The organism is Xenorhabdus siamensis, assembly GCF_037996745.1.
Classification (GTDB): Bacteria; Pseudomonadota; Gammaproteobacteria; order Enterobacterales; family Enterobacteriaceae; genus Xenorhabdus; species Xenorhabdus indica.
On sequence record NZ_JBBMXE010000004.1, the window covers coordinates 39,512 to 58,634 of the forward strand.

General features: G+C 49.2%; 3 protein-coding genes and 1 pseudogene. All 4 read right to left on the minus strand.

What is annotated here, in order from left to right; all coding sequences use genetic code 11:
• Nucleotides 1-99: 99 nt before the first annotated feature.
• Nucleotides 100-9,685, minus strand: a pseudogene (locus AAC852_RS19920) (non-ribosomal peptide synthetase); the annotation flags it as partial.
• Nucleotides 9,686-9,720: 35 nt separating this feature from the next.
• Nucleotides 9,721-13,191 carry an amino acid adenylation domain-containing protein gene (locus AAC852_RS03410; protein ID WP_340619815.1) on the minus strand — a complete coding sequence of 1,157 codons (3,471 nt, stop codon included), beginning with the start codon at nt 13,189-13,191 and terminating at the stop codon, nt 9,721-9,723.
• A gap of 26 nt (nt 13,192-13,217) precedes the next feature.
• Nucleotides 13,218-16,472: a non-ribosomal peptide synthetase gene (locus AAC852_RS03415; RefSeq protein WP_340619816.1), complete on the minus strand. Its 3,255-nt coding sequence runs from the start codon at nt 16,470-16,472 to the stop codon at nt 13,218-13,220.
• Between the two features lie 489 nt (nt 16,473-16,961).
• Complete coding sequence (locus AAC852_RS03420; RefSeq protein WP_340619817.1) at nt 16,962-18,599, minus strand: cyclic peptide export ABC transporter; 1,638 nt, start codon at nt 18,597-18,599, stop codon at nt 16,962-16,964.
• Nucleotides 18,600-19,123: the final 524 nt, after the last annotated feature.

Sequence of the window (19,123 nt, forward strand, 5' to 3'; positions counted from 1 at the left end):
TTCCAGCTCTTTTTGCATATCTTCAATATCTTGATCAAAAAAGGTTTCTACCTGTTTTGACAGAATAAATTCAGCAAGTTTGGATAGGATTGAATGACGGAAAATATCTGCAATTGAGATTTCCAGATGGAATTCTTCATGTAGTCGCGTTGATAATTGCATGATTGATAAAGAATTTCCTCCAAGTTCAAAGAAATCATCATGACGACCAACCAACTCCAGTCCCAGTAGGGTTTGCCAGATAGCAGCCAGTTGTTGTTCGGCTTCTCCTTGTGGTGCTTCATACTCCCGTGTTGCAGTAGCAGAACGGTCAGGTGCAGGCAGAGACTTACGATCCAGTTTACCGTTCGGGTTCAGAGGGAAAGCATCCAGTACGATAAAGGCACTGGGGATCATGTAATCCAGCAGATGATTGCTCAGTTGTTCGCGTAAGCTGGCGACTTCCAGAGTGGCATCAGGTTGTGGCACCAGATAAGCCACCAGACGCTTATCGCCTGTTTCGTCTTCACGAACCATGGCGATAGCATCTTTGACTCCCTCACAAGCTGCTAGCTGAGTTTCGATTTCACCGAGTTCAATGCGGAATCCACGGAGCTTGATCTGAAAATCATTGCGTCCGAGGTATTCAATCGTACCGTCCGGCAGCCAGCGGCCTAAGTCACCGGTTTTGTACATGCGGGCATGTGACGGTTCGGTTGATGAGTCCGCAAATGGATCAGGGACAAAACGGTCTGCCGTGAGTTCAGGTTGATTGAGATAACCACGGGCCACACCCGCACCTGCAATATAGATTTCACCAGAAACGCCCATCGGGACAGGTTCTCCGCGCGTATCAAGGATATAGATGCGAGTGTTGGCGAGAGGATAGCCAATCGGTAAAGTTTCTGCGGTATAGACAGAAGTGCTATCCCATTTCAGTACCGTAGCAATCACGGTGGTTTCCGTTGGGCCATAAGAGTTAATCCAACGGCATGAACGGGTCTCAGGCAGCGATTGCCAGGTCATAAAATGACGCAGTTCCGCTTTTTCTCCGCCGACAATCACCAGACGCAGAGAAGGGCTGAAACCACAACGTCCTGCGGCCATCTCTTGTACCCATAGATGCCAGAAAGCGGTAGGTAAATCCGTCACCGTGATTTTCTGTTGCTGTAAGAATCGGGCAAAGGCGCTATCTGGTACACGCAGTTCGGATGGACGTAAGACTAAAGTTGCACCGGCAGCGAGTGTCGCAAAGATATCCGACACAGTGGTATCGAACGCCACGGAAGTAAATTGCAGTACCCGATCTGCCGGAGTCAGCTCATTGGTCTGACGCTGGACATGCACAAAATTGACTACATTGCGGTGTTCAATCATCACCCCTTTGGGTTGCCCAGTGGAGCCGGAAGTATAGATGATATAGGCCAGATGATGGGGTTTCAGCCCTAACTGTTGCGGTTCTGGATTGTGAGTGGGCTGCTGTGCCATCAGCTCCGCATGATGATGATTATCCAGGTTCCAGACAGGTACATCGGTTGATAAGCGAGTCTGTAAGTGTTGCTGAGTCAGCAATAACTTAGGTGCACAATCTGACAGAATATAATTCAGGCGTTCAGTCGGGTAGTCTGTATCCAGTGGCACATAACCGGCACCAGCTTTCAGGATGCTGAACAAGCCAACCACCATATCCAAACCACGCTCAACACAAATCGCCACGCGATCATCAGGCTGTACCCCTGCTGTAATTAGTGCGTGTGCCAGTTGATTGGCTCTCTGGTTCAGTTCCTGGTAAGTGAGTTGCTGTTCTTCACCAATTTGTTCTTCACCAATTTGCTCTGCGCTAATTTGTCTGCCGTGAATCAGCGCAATAGCATCGGGAGTGAGCGCAACCTGCTGTTCAAATAGCTGCTGGAGTAACATATCCTGAGGACAGTCAACTTTGGCCTTATTAAAATCTACCAGTAGCTGTGTACGCTCTGCCGGTGGCAGGATGGTGATAGATTGAATAGGTTGCTTTGACCTATTCTGTAATGCCGTTACCAGCGCTCTTAACGCTGTAACCATATAAGCGTTAATACGGGTCGGGTTAACCTGACGGTTACATTGAGCCGTTAACGCAAAGCCATTTTCAAAATCATCCACATCCAATGACAAGGGGTAATTACTGCGTTCTTCACTGCTGAACGTCTGAATACCTTCCCAAACTGGTGAACCCGCTTGTTGATCGTATCGTTGGCTATGACGGAAATTGAGCAGACTACTAAAAAGTGGCTGAGGTGCCTGAATACCACTGCAACGTTGGGCGATAGCTAACGGGGTCTGTTCATGCTCTAGTAATGCACTGAGTTGCTGGTAAGTTTCCTGTACTACCTGTTGCGCAGTACGTTCCTGTAACATAATACGTACAGGCAGAGTATTGATGAACATGCCGAGTACTTGAGTGGTATCCGTTCCTCGTTGAGAACGACCCAATAAGACTGTACCGAAAACAACATCTTCCCGTCCGCTGCATTGTGCGAGAACTTGTGCCCACGCCACATGGAACAGAACAGCGGCACTGACTCCCTGTTGACGGGCACAGTCACGTATCTGATGAGCTAATTCATCATCTAAAGCAAATTCAGCTTCTTCTATCTTACTGTTTTCATCTGAATCGTCGTGTTCATCGTGATTACCTTGTACATCAAGTAAGTCAAAAGGCAGAGTAGGTTCATCCACATCACCCAAAAGCTGGTGGAAATAGGTTTGATGTTTTTCAATTGGCACCGAACGGATCTGGGCGATAAAGTTACGGTAAGGCAGAGAAGGCGGTAATGGGTCTTTTTGCCCAAGCAGTAACATTTCAACTTCATTGAAGATCATTTCCAGTGACAAATGGTCACAAACCAAATGGTGGTAGAGCAATGCCAAATGCCAACAGTCAGTTTGTGGATCTTTGGCAATATTGGCGGCCAATAAAGGTGCTTTGGTGATATCCATCCGTATTAAACGGGGGTCTGTCGCATCACGTAATTGTTGTACAGTGTCGATATCAGATGACAGCTCTGATTCGATGACTGGCAGAGGTGCATGGCGGTAAACTACCTGCACAGGCTCCGGCAGGTTATCCCAATGAAATGCACTGCGTAGAATATCGTGGCGGTCAATGACCTGTTGCAATGTCAGCAGGAAAGTATCCAGACGTGCCCGGCTGTCAAAACTCATCAGCAGATTGTCCAGATAAATATCGCCTTTTGTTTCCAGCAAATGATGGAACAAAATTCCTTCCTGTAACGGCCCAACCGGATAGATATCCTGAACATTGGTCACACCACCAGCAACATGAGTCACAATCTGGTCAATGTGATCCTGAGTCAGAGTAACTAACGGTAACATTTGCGGTGTGATGGATTGGCAATCGTCAGTAATGAGGTTAGGTGGTACATCATATGTAACAGTATCATCCAATACTGTATCCATCAGGCGTGCGGCCATTGCCATCAATGTTGGAGAGGAGAAGACGGTACTGACTTCCAGAGTGAAACCTCGCTGACGAAGTTCTTCGATTAAACTGACAACCAGCAACGAATGCCCGCCTAATTCAAAGAAATTGTCATGACGTCCAACTTGCTCCAGTCCCAACAAGGCTTGCCAAACAGATGCTAATTGCTGTTCAGTTTCCCCCTGAGGTGCCTGATATTCCCGACTGATAATAGCGGAGCGGTCGGGAGCGGGTAGCGCTTTACGATCCAGTTTGCCATTCGGAGTCACAGGGAAGGCGTCTAAGATGACATAGGCACTAGGTAGCATGTACTCCATCAGGCGGGTACTCAGTTGTTCACGCAACTGAATGATATCCAGTGTTGTTATAGATTGCGTTGTTATAGATTGAGGGATCAGATAGGCCACCAGGCGTTTATTGCCGCTTTCATCTTCACGGGCCACAACAATCGCATCTTTGACGCCGTCACACTGCGCCAGTTGGGCTTCAATTTCCCCCAGTTCAATCCGGAAGCCGCGGATCTTGACCTGAAAATCATTGCGCTCCCGGTATTCAATGGTGCCGTCCGGCAGCCAGCGGCCTAAGTCGCCGGTTTTATACATCCGGGCCCCGGCGTGATCACTGAACGGATCGGAGACAAAGCGTTCACGGGTCAGGTCTGGGCGGTTCAGATACCCGCGGGCCACGCCGGCACCGCCGATATGGATCTCACCGGCCACCCCGACAGGCACCGGTTGCCCCTGGGTATCCAGAATATAAAGACGGGAGTTGGTCAGGGGGTAACCGATGGGCACTGAGCCGGCGGGACAAGTTGCCGGGGTATCCGGTTGCCATACCGTGGCAATCACGGTGGTTTCTGTTGGGCCGTAGGAGTTAATCCAGCGGCAGGACTGGGTTTCGGCTCGATTGCCAGGTATTGAAGTGACGCAGCTCAGCTTTTTCCCCGCCGACAATCACCAGCCGTAAAGACGGGCTGAAACCACAGCGGCCGGCCGCCATCTCCTGTACCCACAGGTGCCAGAATGCGGTGGGTAAATCGCAGACGGTGATCGCCTGTGTCTGTAGGAACTGGCTAAAGGCGTTATCCGGAATACGCAGGTGCGCCGGGCGCAGCACTAACGTTGCCCCGGTGGCCAGGGTAGCGAAAATATCGGAGACGGTGGTATCAAAGGCCACCGAGGTAAATTGCAGTACCCGGTCCGCCGGGATCAGGGCATTGGTCTGGCGCTGGACATGGACAAAATTGACCACGTTGCGGTGTTCAATCATCACCCCTTTGGGCTGCCCGGTGGAGCCGGAGGTATAGATGATATAAGCCAGATGATGCGGGGCCAGCCCCAGTTGCTGGGGGGCCGGGTTGTGGCCGGGGTGCCGGGCCAGCGTGCTCAGATAATCGGGGTGATCCATGACCCAGACCGGCATATCGGTGGTGAGGCGGTGTTGTAACTGTTGCTGGGTCAAGAGCAGTTTAGGGGCACAGTCGGCCAGTATATAATTCAGCCGCCCGGTCGGGTAATCCGGATCTAACGGCACATAACCGGCCCCGGCTTTCAGGATACCGAACAGACCAACAATCATATCAGCGCCGCGCTCAACACAAATGGCGACACGGTCATCCGGCTGTACACCGGCCGCTATCAGGGCATGGGCCAGTTGGTTAGCCTGCCGGTTCAGTTCGGCATAACTCAGTTGCTGTTCGCCGTACACCAGCGCGGTGGCGGCCGGTGAGTTGGCTACTTGCTGTTCGAAAAGTTGTTGCAGCAGCAGATCCGGCGGGTAACTGACGGCAGGGGCATTAAATTCTGTCAGTAGCTGAGTCCGCTCAGACGGCGTTAAGAGCGGCAGATCGGCCACCGTCTGGCTGTCATCAGCCACCATCGCCGTCAGCAGGGTTTGCAGATGCCCCGCCATACGTTCAACCGTGGCCGGGTCAAACAGATCACTGGCGTATTCCAGTTCACCGATTAACCCGTTTTCGGTGTCATTGAGTGACAGTGACAAATCAAACTGGGTGGTTTTTCTGTCTAACGGCAGTGCACTGAGCGTTAATTCCGGCAGATCAAAACGTTGTTGACGGGAGGTATTATCCAAATCCATCATCACCTGAAATATCGGGCTGTGACTCAGGCTGCGTGGCGGTTGTAATGCCTCCACTAATTGCTCAAAAGGCAAATCCTGATGGGCGTAGGCGTCCAGCGCATGGGCCTTAACACGGGCTAATAACTGTTTGATGGTAGGGTTATCCTCCAGCCGGACTCTTAAGGCCAGTGTATTGGCGAAGAAACCTATCAACGGCTCTAACTCACGGTACTGGCGGTTGGCAACCGGCGTGCCGATAACCACATCGGGTTGTCCGCTGAGCCGTGACAGCAAAACTGCCCAGCCGGCCAGCAGGGTCATAAACAGGGTGGTGCCATGACGCTGGCTCAGGGCATGTAAACCGGTGCTCAGGGCCGGGGACAGAGAAAAATGAATCAGATCTCCCCGGTAGCTTTGTTCCAGCGGACGGACGCGGTCGGCAGGCAGTTCCAGCAAAACCGGCGCATCCTGTAGTGCACTGCGCCAGTAATTCACCTGCTGGTCCAGCCTGTCTCCCTGCAACCATTGGCGCTGCCACAGGGCGTAGTCAGCGTACTGGATAGGCAGTGGTGGCAGCGGATCAGGCTGTTGTTGGCAGAAGGCCTGATAAAGGGCTGAGAACTCTTTCGTCAGGACCGTCAGCGACCAGCCATCAGAGATAATATGGTGCTGGGTCACCAGCAGAATATGGTGTTGATCCGCGCGCTTCAGCAATTGGGCGCGGACTAACGGCCCTTGCACGAAATCAAAATCCTGCCGGGCTTCCGCTTGTGTTGCCGCGTCCAATGCGGTTTGCTGCGCTGCCGGGGATAACGGGCTGAGATCTTGGTATATCAGGGCAAAACCCCGGTCAGCCTCAGCGATAATCTGACGCGCTTCCCCGTTAATAACGGTGATCGTGGTGCGCAGAATTTCATGACGGGCCACAATGCGATCCAGTGCCGCTTGCAGGGCGGCCAGATTTAAAACGCCGTGCAGTTCTAAGCCCCCGGCGATGTGATAGGCGGCCTGGGCGGCGCTGTCCAGTTGTGCCAGGAACCAGAGCCGTTGCTGCGCCCAGGAAAGGGGTAACGGCTGCTGGCGGTCCGCCGGTAAAATCAGCGGCTGGACGGATTGGGCGGCATGCACCAGTGACGGGGCTAAATCGGCCAGTACCGGGTGAGTGAACAGATCTTGCAGTGTCACTTCCAGGTTCAGCTTCTCCCGTAAACGGGCGGCAACCTGTACGGTCAATAACGAATGCCCGCCCAGTTCAAAGAAATTATCGTGGCGGCCGATTTGTTCTACGCCCAACAAATCTTGCCAGATTTCAGCCAGTGTCTGTTCAATTTCACCCTGTGGTGCGGCATATTCACGGCGCACAAGTGCCGCACTGTCCGGGGCGGGCAGTGCGTTGCGGTCCAGTTTGCCATTCGGAGTCACAGGGAAGGCGTCTAAGATGACATAGGCGCCGGGCAGCATATAGTCCATCAGGCGGGTACTGAGCTGTTCACGTAATTGCACCAGATCCAGGGTAATTTCAGGCTGCGGCACCAGATAGGCCACCAGGCGTTTATTGCCGCTTTCATCTTCACGGGCCACAACAATCGCATCTTTGACGCCGTCACACTGCGCCAGTTGGGCTTCAATTTCCCCCAGTTCAATCCGGAAGCCGCGGATCTTGACCTGAAAATCATTGCGCTCCCGGTATTCAATGGTGCCGTCCGGCAGCCAGCGGCCTAAGTCGCCGGTTTTATACATCCGGGCCCCGGCGTGATCACTGAACGGATCGGAGACAAAGCGTTCACGGGTCAGGTCTGGGCGGTTCAGATACCCGCGGGCCACGCCGGCACCGCCGATATGGATTTCACCGGCCACCCCGACAGGCACCGGTTGCCCCTGGGTATCCAGAATATAAAGACGGGAGTTGGTCAGGGGGTAACCGATGGGCACTGAGCCGGCGGGACAAGTTGCCGGGGTATCCGGTTGCCATACCGTGGCAATCACGGTGGTTTCTGTTGGGCCGTAGGAGTTAATCCAGCGGCAGGACTGGGTTTCGGCTAACGATTGCCAGGTATTGAAGTGACGCAGCTCGGCTTTTTCCCCGCCGACAATCACCAGCCGTAAAGACGGGCTGAAACCACAGCGGCCGGCCGCCATCTCCTGTACCCACAGGTGCCAGAATGCGGTGGGTAAATCGCAGACGGTGATCGCCTGTGTCTGTAGGAACTGGCTAAAGGCGTTATCCGGAATACGCAGGTGCGCCGGGCGCAGCACTAACGTTGCCCCGGTGGCCAGGGTAGCGAAAATATCGGAGACGGTGGTATCAAAGGCCACCGAGGTAAATTGCAGTACCCGGTCCGCCGGGATCAGGGCATTGGTCTGGCGCTGGACGTGGACAAAATTGACCACGTTGCGGTGTTCAATCATCACCCCTTTGGGCTGCCCGGTGGAGCCGGAGGTATAGATGATATAAGCCAGATGATGCGGGGCCAGCCCCAGTTGCTGGGGGGCCGGGTTGTGGCCGGGGTGCCGGGCCAGCGTGCTCAGATAATCGGGGTGATCCATGACCCAGACCGGCATATCGGTGGTGAGGCGGTGTTGTAACTGTTGCTGGGTCAAGAGCAGTTTAGGGGCACAGTCGGCCAGTATATAATTCAGCCGCCCGGTCGGGTAATCCGGATCTAACGGCACATAACCGGCCCCGGCTTTCAGGATACCGAACAGACCAACAATCATATCAGCGCCGCGCTCAACACAAATGGCGACACGGTCATCCGGCTGTACACCGGCTGCTATCAGGGCATGGGCCAGTTGGTTAGCCTGCCGGTTCAGTTCGGCATAACTCAGTTGTTGTTCGCCGTACACCAGCGCGGTGGCAGCCGGTGAGTTGGCTACTTGCTGTTCGAAAAGTTGTTGCAGCAGCAGATCCGGCGGGTAACTGACGGCAGGGGCATTAAATTCTGTCAGTAGCTGAGTCCGCTCAGACGGCGTTAAGAGCGGCAGATCGGCCACCGTCTGGCTGTCATCAGCCACCATCGCCGTCAGCAGGGTTTGCAGATGCCCCGCCATACGTTCAACTGTGGCCGGGTCAAACAGATCACTGGCGTATTCCAGTTCACCGATTAACCCGTTTTCGGTGTCATTGAGTGACAGTGACAAATCAAACTGGGTGGTTTTTCTGTCTAACGGCAGTGCACTGAGCGTTAATTCCGGCAGATCAAAACGTTGTTGACGGGAGGTATTATCCAAATCCATCATCACCTGAAATATCGGGCTGTGACTCAGGCTGCGTGGCGGTTGTAATGCCTCCACTAATTGCTCAAAAGGCAAATCCTGATGGGCGTAGGCGTCCAGCGCATGGGCCTTAACACGGGCTAATAACTGTTTGATGGTAGGGTTATCCTCCAGCCGGACTCTTAAGGCCAGTGTATTGGCGAAGAAACCTATCAACGGCTCTAACTCACGGTACTGGCGGTTGGCAACCGGCGTGCCGATAACCACATCGGGTTGTCCGCTGAGCCGTGACAGCAAAACTGCCCAGCCGGCCAGCAGGGTCATAAACAGGGTGGTGCCATGACGCTGGCTCAGGGCATGTAAACCGGTGTTCAGGGCCGGGGACAGAGAAAAATGAACCAGATCTCCCCGGTAGCTTTGTTCCAGCGGACGGACGCGGTCGGCAGGCAGTTCCAGCAAAACCGGCGCATCCTGTAGTGCACTGCGCCAGTAATTCACCTGCTGGTCCAGCCTGTCTCCCTGCAACCATTGGCGCTGCCACAGGGCGTAGTCAGCGTACTGGATAGGCAGTGGTGGCAGCGGATCAGGCTGTTGTTGGCAGAAGGCCTGATAAAGGGCTGAGAACTCTTTCGTCAGGACTGTCAGCGACCAGCCATCAGAGATAATATGGTGCTGGGTCACCAGCAGAATATGGTGTTGATCCGCGCGCTTCAGCAATTGGGCGCGGACTAACGGCCCTTGCACGAAATCAAAATCCTGCCGGGCTTCCGCTTGTGTTGCCGCGTCCAGTGCGGTTTGCTGCGCTGCCGGGGATAACGGGCTGAGATCTTGGTATATCAGGGCAAAACCCCGGTCAGCCTCAGCGATAATCTGACGCGCTTCCCCGTTAATAACGGTGATCGTGGTGCGCAGAATTTCATGACGGGCCACAATGCGATCCAGTGCCGCTTGCAGGGCGGCCAGATTTAAAACGCCGTGCAGGCATCTAAGCCCCCGGCGATGTGATAGGCGGCCTGGGCGGCGCTGTCCAGTTGTGCCAGGAACCAGAGCCGTTGCTGCGCCCAGGAAAGGGGTAACGGCTGCTGGCGGTCCGCCGGTAAAATCAGCGGGATAACCGGCTGGACGGATTGGGCGGCATGCACCAGTGACGGGGCTAAATCGGCCAGTACCGGGTGAGTGAACAGATCTTGCAGTGTCACTTCCAGGTTCAGCTTCTCCCGTAAACGGGCGGCAACCTGTACGGTCAATAACGAATGCCCGCCCAGTTCAAAGAAATTATCGTGGCGGCCGATTTGTTCTACACCCAATAAATCTTGCCAGATTTCAGCCAGTGTCTGTTCAATTTCACCCTGTGGTGCGGCATATTCACGGCGCACAAGTGCCGCACTGTCCGGGGCGGGCAGTGCGTTGCGGTCCAGTTTGCCATTCGGAGTCACAGGGAAGGCGTCTAAGATGACATAGGCGCCGGGCAGCATATAGTCCATCAGGCGGGTACTGAGCTGTTCACGTAATTGCACCAGATCCAGGGTAATTTCAGGCTGCGGCACCAGATAGGCCACCAGGCGTTTATTGCCGCTTTCATCTTCACGGGCCACAACAATCGCATCTTTGACGCCGTCACACTGCGCCAGTTGGGCTTCAATTTCCCCCAGTTCAATCCGGAAGCCGCGGATCTTGACCTGAAAATCATTGCGCTCCCGGTATTCAATGGTGCCGTCCGGCAGCCAGCGGCCTAAGTCGCCGGTTTTATACATCCGGGCCCCGGCGTGATCACTGAACGGATCGGAGACAAAGCGTTCACGGGTCAGGTCTGGGCGGTTCAGATACCCGCGGGCCACGCCGGCACCGCCGATATGGATTTCACCGGCCACCCCGACAGGCACCGGTTGCCCCTGGGTATCCAGAATATAAAGACGGGAGTTGGTCAGGGGGTAACCGATGGGCACTGAGCCGGCGGGACAAGTTGCCGGGGTATCCGGTTGCCATACCGTGGCAATCACGGTGGTTTCTGTTGGGCCGTAGGAGTTAATCCAGCGGCAGGACTGGGTTTCGGCTAACGATTGCCAGGTATTGAAGTGACGCAGCTCGGCTTTTTCCCCGCCGACAATCACCAGCCGTAAAGACGGGCTGAAACCACAGCGGCCGGCCGCCATCTCCTGTACCCACAGGTGCCAGAATGCGGTGGGTAAATCGCAGACGGTGATCGCCTGTGTCTGTAGGAACTGGCTAAAGGCGTTATCCGGAATACGCAGGTGCGCCGGGCGCAGCACTAACGTTGCCCCGGTGGCCAGGGTAGCGAAAATATCGGAGACGGTGGTATCAAAGGCCACCGAGGTAAATTGCAGTACCCGGTCCGCCGGGATCAGGGCATTGGTCTGGCGCTGGACATGGACAAAATTGACCACGTTGCGGTGTTCAATCATCACCCCTTTGGGCTGCCCGGTGGAGCCGGAGGTATAGATGATATAAGCCAGATGATGCGGGGCCAGCCCCAGTTGCTGGGGGGCCGGGTTGTGGCCGGGGTGCCGGGCCAGCGTGCTCAGATAATCGGGGTGATCCATGACCCAGACCGGCATATCGGTGGTGAGGCGGTGTTGTAACTGTTGCTGGGTCAAGAGCAGTTTAGGGGCACAGTCGGCCAGTATGTAATTCAGCCGCCCGGTCGGGTAATCCGGATCTAACGGCACATAACCGGCCCCGGCTTTCAGGATACCGAACAGACCAACAATCATATCAGCGCCGCGCTCAACACAAATGGCGACACGGTCATCCGGCTGTACACCGGCCGCTATCAGGGCATGGGCCAGTTGGTTAGCCTGCCGGTTCAGTTCGGCATAACTCAGTTGCTGTTCGCCGTACACCAGCGCGGTGGCAGCCGGTGAGTTGGCTACTTGCTGTTCGAAAAGTTGTTGCAGCAGCAGATCCGGCGGGTAACTGACGGCAGGGGCATTAAATTCTGTCAGTAGCTGAGTCCGCTCAGACGGCGTTAAGAGCGGCAGATCGGCCACCGTCTGGCTGTCATCAGCCACCATCGCCGTCAGCAGGGTTTGCAGATGCCCCGCCATACGTTCAACTGTGGCCGGGTCAAACAGATCACTGGCGTATTCCAGTTCACCGATTAACCCGTCTTCGGTGTCATTGAGTGACAGCGTCAAATCAAAGTAAGCGCTTTCTCTGACCAGAGGAAGTTCACGCAGTTTTAGTCCTGCTAACTCAAAATTCCTTTGTTCTGATTTATTATCGAGAGTCAGCATAACCTGGAAAATAGGACTATGACTTAAACTGCGAGTTGGTCGCAGAGCTTCGACCAATTGTTCAAATGGTAAATTCTGATGCTCATAAGCGCTTAATGCACAATTTTTCACTTGAGCCAGCAATTCGCTGACATTTGGGTTGTCATCTAATTGAATGCGTAACGCCAGTGTATTGGCAAAGAAACCGATTAAAGGCTCCAGCTCATGCTGTGGACGGTTGGCAATTGGCGTGCCTATCACCAGATCGGATTGCCCACTGATGCGGGAAAGCAGCACTGCCCAACCTGCCATCAACGTCATAAATAAAGTTGTGCCATGACGTTGGCTGAGGTTTTTTAATCCCGTACTTAATTCTGGTGAAAATGCCAGATCGACGCGGTTACCTCTGTAACTCTGTTGTATCGGACGAGGGTTGTCGGTGGGTAATTCGAGCAATTCAGGTGCACCCTGTAAACGATTACGCCAGTAATTTAGTTGAGTTTCCAGTATATCGCCTTGTAGCCACTGTTGTTGCCAGAGAACATAGTCAGCATATTGGAGCTTCAATTCAGGTAATGGATCGGGTTGCCTCTGACTGAAAGCCTGATAAAGAGCAGAGAGTTCATGTATCAATATCTTGACTGACCAGCCATCTGAAATAATGTGATGCTGGGTCAACAACAGAACATGTTCGTTTGCTGCTAAACGGAGCAAATGCCCTCTGAGTAATGGTCCACAGGTAAAATCGAAAGGCTTGACAGCTTCAAGGTGGGCGCGCTCTTCAACTGTTGTTTGTTGTTCTGGTCCTGGTAAATGGCTGATATCTTCAGTCGTCAAAGTAAAACCACTGTTGGCATCCCCGATAACTTGCCGGGCAGTACCCTCAATAGCCACAAAAGTTGTCCGCAGGCTCTCATGGCGGGCAACAATCCGATCCAAAGCCGCTTGTAGCGCATTCAGGTTAAGCTGACCTTGTAGATGTAGCCCTATTGACATGTGATACGCTGTCTGGGCTGCGGGATCTAATTGGGTCAGAAACCACAGGCGTTGTTGTGTCCAGGATAATGGCACATCGCCGTTACGGGCTTGGGGACGAATTTCTGCTTTTTGTGTATGTTGACGAGATAGCTTGGCAGTTTTGGCCAACTCAAGTAGTCTTTTCCGTTCAGCTAATGGTAAAGATGTTAATTCATTATTATTCATGTTTAAGTACCATTTGAGAGCCAGATTTATTCCATTGATTTATAGATATTTTGTAGGGAATCTATATCAAATTGCAGTAATTGAGCGTTGATAATGCATTCTTCAAGCTGACAGATAGAAGGATGTGCAAACAATTGCTGGATAGAGATATCAACATCAAAGATTTCATTAATTCTTGATTGAAGTTGTAAAACCAAGAGTGAGTGACCACCGAGCTCAAAGAAATTGTCATAACGTCCGATACGATCTATCTTCAATACCGTTTGCCAGATATCAGCCAGTTGTTCTTCAATTTCACCTTGTGGTGCTGCGTATTCTTTTGTGCTCACAGACGAGTGATCAGGAATGGGGAGAGCGCGGCGATCCAATTTGCCACTTAATGTCAGTGGGAAAGCATCCAACATGACAAATGCGCTAGGGATCATGTAATCAGGCAGGCTATTACCCAATTGTTCCCGCAGTTCGGGAATATTTAGTGGAGTATCTGATTGCGGGATGATGTAGGCGGCCAGCCTTGTATCTGCTGAGTCATATGTTCGTGCAACAACCACAACTTGCTGAACACCAGCACATTGGGCCAGATGAGTTTCGATTTCTTCCAACTCAATGCGATTTCCTCGTATCTTGACCTGAAAATCATTACGCCCCAGATAATCAATGCTGCCATCAGGTAGCCAACGCCCCAAATCTCCCGTTTTATACATCCGTGCATCCGGGCGATTGCTGAATGGATCATGAACAAAACGTTCCGCCGTTAGTTCAGGACGATTTAAGTAACCGCGGGCAACACCAATACCACCAATATGGATCTCCCCGGTCACTCCAATAGGAACAAGCCGGCCAAGTTTATCCAGGATATAGATTTGTGTATTGGCGATAGGATGACCAATTGGTACTAAATCGACATATTTTTCTGATCCACAACGCCAGGATGTTACGTCAATTGCGGCTTCAGTCGGGCCATATAAATTATGCAGTTCACTATGAGGGAAGTGAGATAGGCACTGTTGTTGCAGGGAATAGGGTAAGGCTTCTCCACTACACAAAATCTGACGTAAAGAAGGGCAACGTCCTGCCGGAGTGAGATGAATGAAACTTTGCAACATAGAGGGAACAAAATGGATAGTTGTGATACCTCTGGATTCAATCTCTTCCAGCAAATAAAGGGGATCTTTGTGACCTCCGGGACGTGCCATAACTAATTTAGCACCGGAAAGCAAAGGCAGGAAAAATTCCCATACTGAAACATCGAAACTGAATGGGGTTTTCTGCAAGACGAGATCGTTAGGGTTCAATTGATATTCATCTTTAGCCCAAAGCAAGCGGTTAACGACACCACGATGCTCATTCATTACTCCTTTAGGTAAACCTGTTGACCCTGAAGTATACAGGACATAAGCCAAATTACGTGATGTCAGCCCCAAATCGATGACAGCGAGATTATCTTCCCGCTGATTAGCGATAGTTGCCTGAAATTCTTCGTTTTCCCATATCCACAAAGGAACATGAGTGTCTGGTAAGTGGCTTTGTAACCCATGATGGCTCAGGACAAGTGCCGGTTCACTGTCGGTCAGAATATACCTGAGACGATCCGCCGGATATTCTGGATCGAGAGGAACATAAGCTGCACCCGCTTTTAATATTCCTAGCAACGCGATGACCATATCCGGGCTACGTTCCATGCAGAGACCGATACGATTATCTGCCTGAATACCAGCGGCAACGAAAGCGTGTGCGAGTTTATTGGCCTGACGATTCAATTCCTGGTAAGTCAATTGCTGGTTATCACAAACCAGTGCAATTGCTGCCGGCGCATAGTTGACTTGTTGTTCGAATAGTTGGTGAAGCAGAACATTTTGCGGGTAGGAGACGTCAGTTGCATTAAAATTATAGAGAATGTGTTGGCGTTCTGATTCATCCATCAACGGTAAGCTGTCGATAGTCTGTTGATCATCATCGGCCATTGCTGCCAGTAAGGTGAAATAATTGTCCATAAGTTGAGTGATTAACTCAGCATCGAACAATTTAGTATCATAATGGAAACCGCAATTAATCTGTTGATCGACTTTTATTATATTAACCATCAATGGAACAGGCATATCGCCATAATAAGGATATGTGAAAGATCGCAGTTCTGCTCCCCCCCAATGCACTGTATTACTGCCACTCTGATCCATCCATAACGATGGCAGGTTACTGACATATCTGGGTTGTTGGAAAGTTATGGTCGTTTGGAAAACAAGATGGGTATTGGTGTTACGTTGTAACTTAATTTGTTCCAGGATTTTGGGGAAAGGATATTTTTGGTTCTCAATCGCCTGGCGAATAATTTTAGCCGCCTGTAAGATATGTTCCTGTACAGTTATCCTGCCATTGATCTGAGCACGTAAGGCAACCGGGTTGACAAATTCACCGACTAATTTACCCCAGGCAGCCCGGCTGCGGCCCGGCATTATAGAGCCGACAAGAATATCATCCTGACCAGTATAGCGATGTAACAGAATTTGATAGGCTGCCAGAAAAATAGCAAACAGGCTATTACCGTATTTCGTTGCTAACGTATGCAGTTTTGCAGCCAGCGTTTCGGGAAGCTTACGGGGAAGCGTGATCCTATTTATTGCTGAAGGGGATTGATTAATGTTTGATTTATTGCTGGTAGGTAATTGTAATTCTGTTAAATAATTGCTCAGGTTATCGCACCAGAATTGTTGTTGTTTTTTTGCACTGTTACTGTCCAGCCATTGTTGTTGCCAGATAACATAGTCTTGGTAACTGAGTTTTGATGCCGGAGGCAATTCTTGTCCAGATAAGAGATTACCCAGCTCCTCCAGTAATATCCAATAGGACCAGCCATCGACAACAATGTGGTCAAAGGTTAATACCATGATGTTTTCCTGATCATGATATTGATACCAACTGGCATAAACACGCAGTGGATTCTCCAGATCGAAAGCGTACCAACAATCATTACAGACAACTTGTTGCAGCGTTTCCTCACTCAGATCTCTGGCATCATGTCTTGTGATCTTAATCGCAGCATTTTCTGCTATTTGGTATCCTAACTTACCGTCATATTGACCAAAACTGGCCCGTAACATAGGGTGGCGTTTTATCAGTTGATTGAGCGCGTTTTCTAATTTTTCAGCAGTTAAGCCTTTAACTCTGGCACAAAATGCATTATTACTCTGTCCCCTCTGGGCCGGGTTAATTTGATATTGAAACCAACGGCTGCTTTGTGCTTCTGATAAAGCAAATGAATTCAATGTTTCAGGATAATTCATTTTATAGCTCCCCTTTTATGGGTATATGGAAAAATAAAAATTTGAGAACTGATAAAACAAAAAAATAAGAACAGAATTTAAGGCCAAAAATATTGGTCAAATAAAGTTCAATAAATTTATTTTCCGGCAGAAAATTAATGCGGTGGAAGTTCAACGCAATAAAAAAAACCATTACGGTGATATGAATGGCATTTCACAGGAAAGTTATAAGTTAATCTCATTTTGTATATAAACTGTACTTTGCCTTTATTATGGTATTTAAGGTGTTAGATTATATATTAAATGAAAAAACTTTACATAGTGATATTCCCTTTCTTTTATATCTAATTTTATTATAGGTAATAAGTGTTATTATTATGAATATTTTATATTACATAGCAATCTAAATAATAATATATATTCTATAAAAAAAGAGCCTGTTTAACGAGGCTCTTAAAATGGGCGAGGATATATTTATAATAAGTAGGTTGTCTTTGATCTAGATCATTTTTAGCCAGAATAATAGCTATTAGCGTTTATCTCTTTAATGTGTCCATCTTCCAACTTAATTACGCGTTCTGCAATATCAAAATATGCATCATCATGGCTAATAACAATAACAGTCTTACCACGAGCTTTTAGTTCCGGCAGTAATTCTGTATAGAATATTCTTTTAAATACAGGGTCTTGATCCGCTGCCCATTCATCAAATAGATAAATAGGACGATCTTCCAGATAAGCAGATACTAAGGCTAAGCGTTTTCTCTGACCGGCTGAAAGTTCAGTTGTCGAGAATTGTCCGTCAACGATTTTAACTTTATGGCTCATGTTTAAAGCTTCAATATAATGAGTTGCTTTTTCGGTAACATTTGCCCCGGTATTTAACAATTGATCGAATAAATGGTAATTAGAGAAAACGGCTGAAAAATATTGGCGATAATGTTCATTATTTGTCTTATCCATTTTTATACCATTAAGCCAGATAGAGCCGGATTCTTGTTCGAACAAACCGACTAACAGCATGGCAAGTGTTGTCTTTCCACTTCCGTTTCCACCAACAATAAAAATGATTTCGCCTTGAGAAATAGTCAGACTCATCGGCCCTAGCTTAAACTCCCGATCTTCTTTGTCGGTCGTGTAGTGGTGAACAACATCTTTCAATTCAAGTGATAGTGGTTGTTCATTTGCAAATGGGTTTTGTGTATTAGCTTGCTGTATATACAGAGATTCTTCCAACTGGCTATCCAGTCGTTTCATTTTTTGTAGTGAAATTTCGGCTTGTCTTAATTCCGGAATGGCGCCGATCACTTCACTGATTGGGCCGGATAAAAATAGAACAATCAGAGTGACTGTCATCAAATTAGAAGGCTCTTGAGGTAACCAGATAGGTACAACAAAAATCATCAAGCCGATGACAATATAAAAGACCACCGAACCGGCATTCAGTACCCAGGCGTAGTTATTATTTGTTTTAATGCAGATCTCTTTGAATTTTTTTGCTCCGGGAGAAATGACTCTGTCAATAAATGCATTGCCTTTCTGGCTATTGAGTTTTAACTCTTTGCTGCCATCAATTAGTTGTTGGAAGCTGAGGTATATCTTATCTACTTGCTCACGCATTTCTTCCATCAAGCGTATAGGGCGCTTTTCCAAAAAATAGAAGATATACATTGTGAGCAGACAGACAATGGTCAGAATGATAAACAGTTGCCAGGAAATCCAGGCTAAGTAGCCGAAACAAGCGATAATAAGTGTGATATTGCCAAAGACGGTTGGCGCTAACATAAAAGAGTGTATAAATACATCGACATCTTTGGTCAGAACAGCTAACAGGCCATGTTTCCCGATATTATTCAGCTTCTTAAAAGGTGCCCGTAATATTTTATTACTCAGACTCAATCGCAGGGAATAAATCGCTGCCTGAGTTAAATGTGATAGCAGAATTTCTGATAAAGTTTTAGTAATAAAAAAAAGAATACAGATACCAAAGAAGTTCCAGATAAATGTTGAGAGATTAGCTGCACCTGTAATTCCCTGGCTAATCATGCCTACTACTGATGCACCGGCAAACCCGCTGATTAATGCAAATATTGTTGATAAAAACAACAATATCCAGGATTGACGATAGAGATAAGCTATTAGTGTCATAAGAATAAACCATTATAGGAGATTATGAGTAATATAAAAAATATATACTGGTCAATGAGACTCAACATGGTTATTTTTTTCTGGTGAAATTTCAAGGAAGATTTATAAACATAAATATGAATGAATTTAAATCGTGATAAAAGTCACAATTAATGTGTAATGGGTTGTAATAGATATGACATTAATTGATAGAGTTTATTTGTAATTGTGGGATAAAGGAGAATAAATAATTTCTCTAAGTAATCAGATAGTAACGTAGGTGTACTTTTATGCGATTCTATATCATTTCATTAACATAATAGACATTCCTTCCATCTTTTAAATTGCCTCTTTGTTGGTTACGACCACTCAGCGTGGTCAATGTAGTTATAAACATGTAAGTTATAAACATATAGTTATAATTAAATAATTATAAACATATACGTATAAACATAGCGTTGTCTGTGCTTCCAGAGATTTGACCGGCTTTGTTAGTTGCACTTTCTCACTTCTTGTATAGCAAAGGAGTGAAAAGGTGATCTGAC